The organism is Pseudidiomarina aestuarii (assembly GCF_048263735.1).
Taxonomy (GTDB): domain Bacteria; phylum Pseudomonadota; class Gammaproteobacteria; order Enterobacterales; family Alteromonadaceae; genus Pseudidiomarina; species Pseudidiomarina aestuarii_B.
The window spans coordinates 20,121-32,076 of record NZ_JBLXDX010000008.1 but is presented as its reverse complement, the minus strand read 5'-3'; the positions used below and the strand labels follow the sequence as shown (position 1 = coordinate 32,076).

Below are 11,956 nucleotides of genomic sequence, written 5' to 3'. Positions count from 1 at the left end.
TGATTGCAGCGAATCAACGGCTTTTTATCACTTTTGTGACATTCCTCAATAAAAATTACGCAGAGGTCTTAAATTGGTCTTCTTCGGTAGAGCCAGTGAGGGCTGTAACCGAAGATTTACCACCCTGAATGACGTTGGTAACGTCATCAAAATAGCCGGTCCCCACTTCTTGTTGATGCGCCACAAAGGTGTAGCCTTTCTCAGCTGCCGCAAATTCTTGTTGCTGCAGTTTCACGTAAGCAGACATGTCGTTGCGCGCATAGTCATGCGCCAATTCGAACATGTGGTACCACATATTATGGACACCCGCTAAGGTGATGAACTGGAATTTGTAACCCATCGCCGCCAGCTCTTTTTGGAACTTGGCAATAGTGGCGTCATCCAGATTCCGCTTCCAGTTGAATGACGGCGAGCAGTTGTAGGCGAGTAATTTACCTGGATACTTGGCATGAATGGCTTCTGCAAATTGACGCGCTTCGTCCAGATCGGGCTTCGCAGTCTCGCACCACAACAAGTCCGCAAACGGCGCATAGGCAAGGCCACGCGAAATAGCTTGGTCGATACCGGCATTCACACGGTAGAAGCCTTCTGCGGTGCGCTCACCCGTGCAGAATGGATGGTCATTCGGATCCACATCAGAAGTTAGCAAATCAGCGGCATTGGCATCGGTCCGTGCGAGAATCAATGTGGGAACGCCGGCAACATCGGCAGCGAGGCGAGCGGCAATCAACTTCTGTACCGCTTCTTGGGTTGGTACCAATACCTTGCCACCCATGTGGCCGCACTTTTTCACCGACGCCAGCTGATCTTCAAAATGGACGCCAGCGGCACCCGCGCGAATCATGCTTAGCATTAATTCGTAGGCATTGAGGACGCCACCGAATCCAGCTTCAGCGTCTGCCACAATAGGTGCAAAGTAGTCGATGTAACCCGCTTGATCAGGCGCAATGCCTTTTGACCATTGAATTTGATCGGCACGCGCAAACGAGTTGTTAATACGCTCAACCACGGTCGGAACCGAGTCCACTGGATACAAACTTTGGTCAGGATACATCCCCATCGCGCTGTTATTATCCGCCGCAACTTGCCAGCCTGATAAATAGATAGCCTGCAATCCAGCTTTCACTTGCTGAACTGCTTGGCCACCGGTCAGTGCGCCAAGTGCATTCACATAGTTCTTACCGAACTTGGCTTCGGCACCGCCGTTGACTAGGTTCCATAGCTTGTCGGCGCCATTTTGCGCATAGGTATATTCGGGTTGAACACTACCGCGTAAACGCACGACATCGAGTGCTGAATAGGTACGTTGCACTTGTTGCCAGCGTGGGTTGGTTTCCCATTCTTGCTGTAAGGCTTTAGCGGCTTCGGCTTGCTGAATTGGTATAGTAGTCATAGTCGTGGTCCTGTTGTTCGTAAGTTATTAGAAGTTATTAGTCGAGTAACTCGTAGCCGGGCAGGGTCAGAAAGTCGACCAGCTCGTCTGCGGTAGTGATTTGTGCGAGTAGTTGTTGCGCCGCTTCGAATTTCTCTGCTTGCCAGCGCTCGAGGCCTACTTCTTCTTGAACTACTTGGGCTTCCTCTTGGAGATACTGCAAAAAGAGGGCGCGGGTAACGGTTTCTCCGTTGTCGAGCGATTGTTCATGGCGGATCCACTGCCAAATCGATGTCCGCGAGATCTCCGCGGTGGCGGCATCCTCCATCAAGCCATAAATCGGTACGCAGCCCTTACCGCAAATCCAGGCGGCGATGTATTGCAGAGCAACGCGGATGTTGGTGCGCATGCCGGCTTCGGTGCGCTCACCGGAACTGGGCTCAAGAAGATGTTCAGCACGAACTTCCGCATCATCACTACGCGTGACATGCAGTTGGTTGTCACCGTCGAGGCTATCGACAAAAATGCTACGAACGGTCTCGGCGAGTCCTGGATGTGCTATCCAAGTGCCATCGTGCCCGTTGTCTTTTTCGAGCTGCTTGTCGGCGCGAACCTTCGCCAGAATCTTTTCATTTTCGTCTGCATCTTTACTCGGAATGAATGCGGCCATCCCGCCCATAGCCAAGGCACCGCGTTGGTGGCATGTGCGCACGAGCAGACGTGAGTATGCGTTTAGGAAAGGTTGGTTCATGGTGACCACTTGGCGGTCGGGTAAGACGCGGTCGGCGTGATTCTTCAGTGTTTTGATGTAGCTAAAAATGTAATCCCAACGACCACAATTTAGTGCTGCAATATGGTGGCGCATGGCGTGCAAAATCTCGTGCATTTGAAAAACGGCGGGTAAGGTTTCAATCAGAACCGTGGCACGAATGCTGCTGCGCGGTTGAGCAAAATAGTCCTCACTGAAGGTAAAGACGTCACCCCACCATGCCGCTTCAGTGCTATGTTCTAGTTTGGGTAGGTAGAAGTAGATTCCAGTGCCGCGCTCACTGCGCTGTTGGTGGTTTAACGCAAAGTACAAAGCGAAGTCGAACAATGCGCCCGGTATGACTTCACCGTCTATGAGCACGTGTTTCTCAGGTAAATGCAGGCCACGCACTCGGGCAATCAACAACACATGCTTCTGCTTGAGTTCGTAGTATTTACCTGAGTTCGGGTCGGTGTAATCGATGTCGAGGCGATTCGCGTCATGCAGATTGATTTGTCCCTGCAACAGACCTTCCCAAGTGGGCGACTGTGAGTCTTCAAAGTCAGCCATATAACAATCTACATTGGCGTTCAGCGCATTAATGACCATTTTCCTATCAACTGGACCGGTGATTTCCAGCCGCCGCTTCTGCAAGTCTTTTGGTAATGGTGCAACGGTCCAGTCACCATCGCGAATAGATTGGGTAGTAGGATCAAAGTCGGGAAGGGTGCCGTTGTCGATTTGCGCTTGGCGCTGTTCCCGCGCAACCAATAACTCATTGAGGCGCGGTCGAAAGGTGCGAACCAGCGTCACTAAAAACTCTTGAACTTCTGGAGTAATTAGCGCTTGAGCTTCACCTGATAAAGCAGGCATAGTGAGACCATCAGTAGCGGTTGTTCCGTTCATAATTCACCCGATTGTTATAAATTGGTTTATTGGATTCCTTGATTCACAGACTAGATCGGGCTGCTAACATTCCGCTAATTTATATGTTGGATTGCGAGCATTCACTAAAATAATAAAGAGGTTGAGTATGCGATTACTTCCCATCATGGGCTTGCTGGCTGGTGCTTTGCTGTCTTTCGACGCAACAGTGTCCGTGCAGGCTCACACTGAATCTGAGCGCGATGCTATCGAGCCGTTGTCGTTGGAAGCGCGTGGTTTGATCATCGACGACTGGATGGAACAACGTATCGAGACAGTAGTGCCAGATCTGATGCGTCGTACCGGTATCGATATGTGGATTCTGATCAGTCGCGAAAACAACGAAGATCCCACGTTGCTGACGATGCTGCCGAGTGATTGGTTCAAGGCTCGTCGCCGCACTATTTTAGTGCTGACCGACCTTGGCGTGGTGGACGGTGTTGATAGAGGTGTGGAGGCATTAGCGGTTGCACGTTACGACGTTGGTACTTTGTTTAAAAAGGCGTGGGACCCAGAAACCCAGCCTGATCAATGGGCACGCTTAGTCGAAATTATCGCTGAACGGAACCCGGCCAAGATTGGCCTCAATCAGTCTGATTTCTTTGCGCAAGCCGATGGCTTGGTGGCAACAGACAAAGAACAGTTCCTTGATGCGTTGCCTGCCGAGTACGAAGAGCGCATTGTGAGTGCCGAGAAACTCGCGATTGGCTGGTTAGAAACACGGATCCAGGACGAAATCGGTTTTTATCGTGTGGCAACCAAGTATGCGACGCAAGTCATCGAACAAGGTTTCTCCGATGCGGTGATTGAGCCAGGTAAGACGCACACCAGTGAGGTGGAGTGGTGGATGCTCGAGCGCATCAAGGGTGCTGGCTTAGACGCTTGGTTCCCGCCGACGGTCACTTTGCAACGGCAGGGTGGAGCAAGCCCGCGTATGACGGGCGTGATTGAACGAGGCGACTTACTGCATGTGGATATTGGCGTGACCTACCTGCGGTTGAATACCGACACGCAGCGGCATGCCTACGTGTTACGTGATGGTGAGACAGAAGCACCAGAATCACTGCAACAAGCACTGCGCAACGGTAATCAATTACAGGATATTCTGACCAGTAATTTTGTGACCGGTCAGACAGGTAATGAGATTCTGTTGAAGAGCTTGTCAGAGGCACGTGAGGCTGGCTTGCGCCCGTCTATCTATAGCCACCCGATTGGGTATTACGGTCATGGTTCAGGCCCAACCATTGGTATGTGGGACAAGCAGGAAGCGATTCCGGTGAATGGCGATTATCCATTGTATCCAATGACCGCGCACTCCATTGAGTTGAACAACACTACCTACAGTGACGAGTGGGCTCAGGATGTGGTGATTCAATTAGAGGAGAGTTCTTGGTTCGATGGCCAAAAAGTCGATTACTTATTTGGCCGCCAAACCGAGTTTTATTTAGTCCGCGATTGAGCCTTTTTATGCACAATGGCTTGGTATAGTGAGCGAGGTAGAAAACGCTTCATGTACCAAGCCGTTCGTCCTTCGCGATGCGGGAGCGCATGAAGCTTCCCAGCATCAACCGCTTGCCAAGCCATCTTCGCGACATCTGCAGCATTCAGCTTGCTCGACGCCATCCATTTATCCACTTTCTTGTCCATATTTGGCACCGATGAGCGCATGCCTTGGGCTAAATTGGTTTTAAAGAATGACGGACACAGTACTGTAACGCCAATATTATTGGGTTTGAGCTCATTGTGTAGGGTTTCGGATAGGCTAACCACGGCCGCTTTGGTTGCGTTATACGATGATGCGTTCGGCATATCCAACAGCCCCGCCAACGACGCAACATTGAGGAAATAGCCTTGGCCTTGTTCCTGCATAATCGGTGTAAACACCTTACAGCCACGCACCACACCGAGTAAGTTGATATCAATAATCCACTGCCAGTCACTGATAGACGTTTCGGTAATGGGACCAACTTGAGCAACGCCGGCATTATTCACGACGATATCGACACCGCCCCAACGCGATTGTAATTCTTTCGCAACCGCTTCAAGGTCGCTGATGCGCGTGACATCACATGGCATGAAGAAGGCGTCGGATTGCAACCGTTGCAGACTCTCTAACACCGCTTCGCCGCGCTCAGTATCGCGATCACCTATACAAACTTTCCAGCCTTTAGCTGCTGCTTCTTGGGCAAGGGCAAAGCCGAGTCCACTCGCGCCGCCAGTTATAAAAACACGCTTGATTTGCATAACAGAATCCTACTATCGCAACTCATGAGTAACGCGATCACGTCCCTCACGTTTGCTGGTATAGAGTAATTGATCGACCCGAATCATGAGGTCGGTATAGGTGAGGTTGAAATCTTTTTCGACGCTCAGTAAGCCAGCACTGACTGTCATTGGAATAATAGTGCCATCCACAACACAGCTGCGCGTTAATGCTGTGCGGAACTGTTCTAGGCGTTCGAGCAAGCTACCACTCGAGGCAGTGCTAACTACAGCAAACTCTTCGCCGCCATAACGACTGACGAGCTCATCTTCATGGTTAAAGAAGCGTTGGAGTTCTTTGGCCACCGAAACAATACATTCGTCACCAATGGGATGGCCCATGGAATCATTAATGTCTTTAAAGTTGTCGATATCCATCAATAACATATGTACTGGAAGTTGCTTCATGCAGCGTTTGCTGTAGAGCTTACGTGTCAGTTCATCAAAGGTGCGCCGATTCAGTAACTCGGTCAAACCATCCTCTTGAGATAGCTGATGTAAGCGTTTATTTAGCGCCTCCAGCTCTTGAGTTTTGTCCTGTACTTGTTGTTTGAGCTGACGGTTGAAATCAAGCATCAATCGACGCGCTTTCGACAATTGCCCAGATATAGCCTGTAGCTCGGTAGTCATGCCGTCATTGTTCTCAATATCCTCAACCGATGCATCTGAGGTCATGTGATCAACCAAAGTTTCTAGCGGACGAGTAATATCGCGAGAAAACTTATGAGTCACGAGCAAGAACAGTGCGGTCACGCCAAACAATGAGAACAGGAATACCAGTAAGTTATCCGTGAACACTTGCGTAATTGCCTGTGGTCGCGACATCACGTAAATATTCCAACCATATTGATTGCTCGCATTCGCAATCAAGTAGTTGCGACTGTTGAGTCGCGTCATATTAATTGCGCGAGTATACACGTTGTGCGCGGTGGTCGGCGTATAGACGTCGTAAACTTCTAAATTCGTCGTTTCAGAGGCATACACGACTCGATTGTACGCATCAGTGATAACTAGTAGCTGATCATTCAGACCAATGTCTTGACGCTCCTCTAACGAGGACAGCTTTGGTAGGTTCAAAGAACCTTCAGCTACGCCAACTACTTCTGTGTCGCGGATTATAGGGGCGCTTACCGCAATAATACTATCTGCACCAAAGCCCCGTCCTATAAAGACACTTGAAACGAAAGAGTTTTTGCTCTCTACAGCTCTACGAAAATAGTCTCGGTCACTTACGCTGAGTTCTTCTAACGGTTGTGTGCGTAATGTATCAAAAAATGAGTTCGGAGCCCCATGGGTAATGTAGCCGTCTCTATTGGCGATCAGCATGGTTAGAAAGCTGGGGTAATTGATCTGAGTTTGCGTGAGTAATGCTTGATGTTCATTCACATCGGTAAGCGCCAGCGTATCGGCTAATTGATTGACTACGCGCTCATGTTCAGCAATCAGGTCACGGGTAATTAAGCGAGCATTGTTGGCCTTGCGGTAGAGGTCGCCAACAATTTGGTCTTCCGCTTGTTTCGCGCCGCGCGCTGTCAGAATCAGGGCAATGATCAACGACGGAATCATGATGCTGATAAATGACAGATAAAAAATACGGCCAAACAGGGTGGGCGCTACCGGTGGCCGAGAAACGAATCGCCACGACATGGGCAATACGTGATAAATGGTGGAAGCCATTGCGGTGTAGAGGATGCCGTTCAGCATCAATTTGACTAACACCAACACCATGAAGTCAGTCGGCAAGCTATCGGCACTTTCCAAGTAGATATAAGAAATTGGCGCACCAATGACCAGCCAATAAATAAAGTTGCTCAGTAAAAATGAGAGACCACGCCGGTTCAGCCATAGCATGACAGCGAGTTCTAACGATAGTGTTACAAAGAAGAAAGCATTGCTTGTCTCATAGTAGAGACCGGCAGTTGAAATCATGCCCGCAATTAAGGCGGCTGGCAGACCGCGAGTCATCAGGGCAAGAATTACAAACATCTGGCCGATATGCAGCGTCACCAGCCCATAAAGGGGCAGTGAGAAGTATGCATTCATAAAAGCCGCTGGAATTCCGTACAGCGCACCAAGAGCCACAGCGGAGTGGAGGATATTTGTTTGTTTCAACCTGCAGTACGCCTGATTCTGTCCGTGAAATGAATATGTCTTGAGATTACCACAATTTAATTTGGAATGACTACGATGTCCTAAAATTATTACCGCTAAAATCTAACAAAAGATTACGAGGAATTACGAATTTGGATTAGGGGCGTTTTGAACTGCAGTGATTTTCACCAACGAGTGGTGAAATTGACTAAAGTATAGGTGCTCACCAGCGATTCAAAACTCAGCTATATTATGTAAGTTATTGAAATACAGTTGGTTACAATTATGGCCTGAAAATTGCTTATTCATTACTTATAGTAGCTACTTATAAAGTTCATAGGTTTTATTTAGTCTATATTTAATTGATGCATCGAAAGATGAGATAAGGAATTCGGCATGGCTATCGATACCACAGGCGTAAAACTAGAAGACCGTCCTATTGCCCAAGTGCGCGAGGAGGTCATTGATCAATTGATCATGAATTACAGTCATAACATCATTTCAGCCGAGGCTTTTGAGCGGCGGTTGGATGAGGCAACAAATTCTGATGATCATCATGTTCTGGTTAAATTGGTGGCTGATTTATCATTGAAACCAGACAACGCCTACCAAGAGCAGCGCGAACGCTCGTTCACGCCGAACTACGATTCCTCCGATGCCAGTGAGAATGAACGGATGGTCGCGATTTTGTCATCGAATGATCACTCCGGCCAATGGATGGTGCCGCGAGAGATGGAGCTATATGTCCTACTTGGCTCGGTAGATCTAGATTTTACAGATGCTGTATTCAATCACCAACGCGTCACTATTCGCGTTAAAAATTTACTCGGTAGCGTTGATGTAAAAGTGCCAGAGGGCGTGAATGTGGTTTCCAACATGTTTAACGTCATTGGCAGCACCACCAACAAGGCGCCATCAATGGGCGGCCGGCAGGCACCACAAATTGTGATCGAGGGCGTTTCAGTGTTGGGTTCTCTCGACATCGCCATCAAGAAGACCATGAAAGAGAAACTGGTGGCTTTTGCGAACACCTTCAAAGAAGCATTCCGTACCAAGTAGACACCTCAGCCACAACGAAAAAAGCCCCGCTAGCAATAGCGGGGCTTTCTCAATAATGGTGCCCAGAGGCGGAATCGATAAGATCTAATAACTTATTGTTTTATAGTGGATAAAAAATATTAAGATTCAAGCGTGTTACTTACCTTGTTACTAAAACTTCAGCTTTAGTTTTTTGATTGAAAGCTTTTTCACAAATGAATCTTTTAACTTTTTGGCTATGCCCAATACTCGCTTAACACGTTGAACATAGCTATAGTGGTCTGCAACTTGTGAACGTGTAGTGGCAAATAAATTCGTGCTTCTGATCAGAGATGAAAAGCTATACTTGTTGCTTTGGTTAAAGTGAATTAGCTATTTATCAACATTTTTCCATGGGCCGAACGCTATAAAGTAAAGAGGAATGATATTTGCGATAGGGATAACAATCAGAAGACCCAATGGACCAGGGTAGCCAACTCGTTGGCAGATACGCCATGCGGGAACAATAAAAATAGATCCCACAATCAGCATCCATAGAAAGCCCATGCCTGCGAACATTTCGTGATTCATCATTATTATTTGACATGCGCTAAAATGACGTTAGACTGAAGTTTTTTAAATTGCAAAAAGCAGGGTGCTCGTGCTAATTCGAATTCTGTTATTAATGACAGTGCTATTGGTGTCGATGTCGTTTTCGCAAACGGCAGAAGCTCACGCATGTCATGATAACAGCCAAATGCAGCACAGCATGATGTACGAAGCCGACACAAACGATTGCGAGCATGAGACGCAAAAGCACAACTCGTGCTGTGCTGACATGACCATTCGGCATTGCTCCGGCGGCTCGGTTTTATTTGTCGGACAGTCTTCTTCGGTTAATGCCGCTGCAGTTAACCTTTCTGCCAAAGTCGATGCGACCATCGACACCTCAATTCGTGCTAAACACGCGTCTAATTTATTCCGTCCCCCAATAATTACCGCTTAATAAATTACTAGAAATTTAACACACGCTCGGCGTGTTTCCTTAAAACTTATTAATCGGTGAATAATTATGTCTATCAAACGCAATATCGCTGTTTTGGCGATGCTGTTTTCCGTGTCTGTATCTGCAACCGATGTAGAAGAGCAGCAACTAACCGTTCTAAAAGATCCCAACTGCGGTTGCTGTGAAAAGTGGTTACAAGCTTTACCGGATAGCTTTAGTGTGTCCGTACAACATCCGAACAACTTGACCCAACGAAAACGTGATGCCGGTATTAGTGCCGAGGTCCAATCCTGTCATACTGCTATTTCTAGTAATGGCTATGTCTTTGAGGGGCACGTTCCTCCTACATTGGTTTCTCATTATTTAGCTGGGAAAAAGTCAGCCAATGGCATTGGATTAACTGTTCCTGGCATGCCGGCAGGGTCTGTTGGTATGGAAATGGGTACTCGGTTTCAACCGTATACGGTCTATGAAATCAAAGAGGACGGTTCAATTACACCTTATCAGCAGATAGCAAGTTTAGAGCAGCAGCAAGCACTCTCAAATGAAGGGCTTTAGCTATGGGTTTTGGCGGCTTGAGTATGGTTCAGCTAGGAATTTTACTAGTTATTGTCATCCTTCTTTTTGGTAGCAAAAAGCTACGAACCCTGGGCTCCGATCTTGGTAGTGCGATTAAAGGGTTTAAATCATCGGTTTCTGATGAGCCGTCTGATAAGGAACAGGACGTTCAACGTTATCAAAATTTAACCTCAAAAGAGGAGCGTCATAATGAGCAATGAGTTTAACAAAGGGCGTCGAAAGTTTATTAAATCTGCATTCACTGTGGCGTCTGCTTTAGCAATCGCCAAAGTAGCCCCAACTTGGGCTGCTCCTCAGGGACGCAGTTTTAAAGATCAGATCCTGACAAACGATGAGATTGATCTGACCATTGCAAAGTCCCCACTGCTCGTGGGAAATAAAGTAGGAGCACCAATAACCATCAATGGCCAAATGCCGGGCCCTTTGATTCGTTTAAAAGAAGGGCAGCGAGCAAAGCTAAATGTGACTAACCGGTTGTCGGAAGACACGTCAATTCACTGGCACGGAATTATATTGCCGGAGAATATGGATGGCGTGCCTGGCGTATCTTTCGAAGGGATAAAGCCAGGACGAACGTTCAAATACCGCTACGATGTCGAGCAAAACGGAACTTATTGGTATCACAGCCATTCCGGTTTGCAGGAGCAATTGGGACACCTGGGGCCGTTAGTGATTGAACCGAAAGACGGAGACATTGGTGCTGATCGAGAACATACCATTATTCTCAGCGACTGGACATTCGAAGATCCGGATACCGTGTTTCGTAACTTGAAAGTTGCGGAGGGGTACTATAACTATCAAAAACGTACGATATTTGAGACCTTCGAGGACGTGCGACAGCAAGGGTTAGAGAAAACCTGGAAGCAACGAGAAATGTGGGGGCAAATGCGAATGAGTCCTCGCGATATCGCTGATGTGACAGGGAGTACATACACCTACCTGATGAATGGTCGCGATTCAGCAATGAACTGGTCAGCATTATTTAAACCAGGTGAGAAAGTGCGACTTCGTATTATCAACGGCTCTGCGATGAGCTATTTCGATGTACGTATTCCTGGTCTAGAGATGACTGTAGTGGCGGCAGATGGTCAACCGGTGAAGCCTGTGTCTATTGATGAGTTTCGTATCGGAGTGGCTGAAACCTATGATGTCATTGTTCAGCCAAAGCATAACAAGGCTTATACGATTTTTGCGGAGAGCTTTGACCGTAGTGGCTATGTCAGAGGCACATTAACACCAGAAATTGGCCTTGAAGCAGAAGTTCCTGAGTTACGCGCGGTGCCTGAACGTGGTATGGCCGCGATGGGAATGGGGGCCATGGCGATGTCAGGAAATAAGGAAGAGAAAGGTATGATGAATATGAGCGGCACAGACGGTCATATGAATCATGAAATGATGCATAAAAAAGAGCTTCCTGTGGAAAACATTAAAATTGAGCACAGTGAAGGTGGTCACGGAGCTGCTGCCGCCATGATAGCTATGAATCCGACCAGTCGTCTCCATGAACCGGGCATAGGTTTGGATAATGTTGACCATAGAGTCTTAGTGTATAGCGATCTTATTGGCGCCCAAGAATGGCCAGATAAGCGGGAACCAGAGCGCCAGATTGAACTGCATTTGACCGGTAATATGGAACGGTATATGTGGTCGTTTGACGGGAAGAACTACACCGAAGTTGACGGCCCTGTGCAGTTCCGTCACGGCGAGCGCTTAAGGTTGGTGATGGTTAATGACACCATGATGGATCATCCAATCCACTTACACGGTATGTGGATGGAACTTGAAAATGGACAGTATCCTCGTCCTCGTAAGCACACCATTAGTTTAAAACCAAGCGAGAAAGTATCACTACTGATATCCGCTGATGCACCGGGAAGCTGGGCATTTCATTGTCATCTGCTTTATCACATGAAAGCGGGCATGTTTCGTGTGGTAAATGTGGCATAAGGAGGAAGGC

At 47.8% G+C, this 11,956-nt stretch carries 10 protein-coding genes; 6 read left to right on the top strand and 4 right to left on the bottom strand.

Annotated elements, in window-relative coordinates; translation table 11 throughout:
- Positions 1-55: 55 nt before the first annotated feature.
- Both aceA and aceB read right to left on the bottom strand, forming a co-directional pair.
- A complete protein-coding gene (gene aceA, locus ACN0S4_RS12325) occupies positions 56-1,393 on the bottom strand; it encodes an isocitrate lyase (protein ID WP_417657965.1) in 1,338 nt (445 codons plus the stop codon).
- A 37-nt stretch (positions 1,394-1,430) separates the two neighbouring features.
- A complete protein-coding gene (gene aceB / locus ACN0S4_RS12320) occupies positions 1,431-3,026 on the bottom strand; it encodes a malate synthase A (RefSeq protein ID WP_417657964.1) in 1,596 nt (531 codons plus the stop codon).
- Positions 3,027-3,153: 127 nt separating this feature from the next.
- On the opposite strand from aceB, the gene ACN0S4_RS12315 reads away from it, so the two are divergent.
- A complete protein-coding gene (locus ACN0S4_RS12315) occupies positions 3,154-4,503 on the top strand; it encodes a M24 family metallopeptidase (RefSeq protein ID WP_417657963.1) in 1,350 nt (449 codons plus the stop codon).
- Here the strand turns inward: ACN0S4_RS12315 and ACN0S4_RS12310 are convergent.
- Positions 4,485-5,288 (bottom strand): SDR family oxidoreductase, encoded by an 804-nt coding sequence (locus ACN0S4_RS12310; protein WP_417657962.1) that lies wholly within the window; start codon positions 5,286-5,288, stop codon positions 4,485-4,487. The genes ACN0S4_RS12315 and ACN0S4_RS12310 overlap by 19 nt on opposite strands.
- A gap of 12 nt (positions 5,289-5,300) precedes the next feature.
- The gene (locus ACN0S4_RS12305; RefSeq protein WP_417657961.1) at positions 5,301-7,418 is read right to left on the bottom strand and encodes a diguanylate cyclase domain-containing protein; all 2,118 of its coding nucleotides are present in this window, start codon (positions 7,416-7,418) and stop codon (positions 5,301-5,303) included.
- A gap of 375 nt (positions 7,419-7,793) precedes the next feature.
- Between ACN0S4_RS12305 and ACN0S4_RS12300 the strand changes: the two genes are divergently transcribed.
- The 5 genes from ACN0S4_RS12300 (at position 7,794) to ACN0S4_RS12280 (ending at position 11,946) form a co-directional block, all read left to right on the top strand.
- On the top strand, positions 7,794-8,456 hold the full coding sequence (locus ACN0S4_RS12300; protein WP_417657960.1) for a LiaF domain-containing protein: 663 nt from the start codon (positions 7,794-7,796) through the stop codon (positions 8,454-8,456).
- Between the two features lie 619 nt (positions 8,457-9,075).
- Entirely contained in the window at positions 9,076-9,420 is a 345-nt protein-coding gene (locus ACN0S4_RS12295) for a hypothetical protein (RefSeq protein WP_417657959.1), read from the top strand.
- A 66-nt stretch (positions 9,421-9,486) separates the two neighbouring features.
- Entirely contained in the window at positions 9,487-9,978 is a 492-nt protein-coding gene (locus ACN0S4_RS12290) for a DUF411 domain-containing protein (RefSeq protein WP_417657958.1), read from the top strand.
- Positions 9,979-9,980: 2 nt separating this feature from the next.
- Entirely contained in the window at positions 9,981-10,199 is a 219-nt protein-coding gene (tatA, locus tag ACN0S4_RS12285) for a twin-arginine translocase TatA/TatE family subunit (protein ID WP_290654276.1), read from the top strand.
- Complete coding sequence (locus ACN0S4_RS12280; protein WP_417657957.1) at positions 10,189-11,946, top strand: copper resistance system multicopper oxidase; 1,758 nt, start codon at positions 10,189-10,191, stop codon at positions 11,944-11,946. The genes tatA and ACN0S4_RS12280 overlap by 11 nt, the downstream gene beginning before the upstream one ends.
- Positions 11,947-11,956: the final 10 nt, after the last annotated feature.

Excerpts from the sequence above, each read along its gene's own strand:
- aceA (WP_417657965.1), bottom strand. The coding sequence starts at position 1,393 with ATGACTACTATACCAATTCAGCAAGCCGAAGCCGCTAAAGCCTTACAG.
- aceB (WP_417657964.1), bottom strand. The coding sequence starts at position 3,026 with ATGAACGGAACAACCGCTACTGATGGTCTCACTATGCCTGCTTTATCA.
- ACN0S4_RS12315 (WP_417657963.1), top strand. The coding sequence starts at position 3,154 with ATGCGATTACTTCCCATCATGGGCTTGCTGGCTGGTGCTTTGCTGTCT.
- ACN0S4_RS12310 (WP_417657962.1), bottom strand. The coding sequence starts at position 5,288 with ATGCAAATCAAGCGTGTTTTTATAACTGGCGGCGCGAGTGGACTCGGC.
- ACN0S4_RS12300 (WP_417657960.1), top strand. The coding sequence starts at position 7,794 with ATGGCTATCGATACCACAGGCGTAAAACTAGAAGACCGTCCTATTGCC.
- ACN0S4_RS12290 (WP_417657958.1), top strand. The coding sequence starts at position 9,487 with ATGTCTATCAAACGCAATATCGCTGTTTTGGCGATGCTGTTTTCCGTG.
- tatA (WP_290654276.1), top strand. The coding sequence starts at position 9,981 with ATGGGTTTTGGCGGCTTGAGTATGGTTCAGCTAGGAATTTTACTAGTT.
- ACN0S4_RS12280 (WP_417657957.1), top strand. The coding sequence starts at position 10,189 with ATGAGCAATGAGTTTAACAAAGGGCGTCGAAAGTTTATTAAATCTGCA.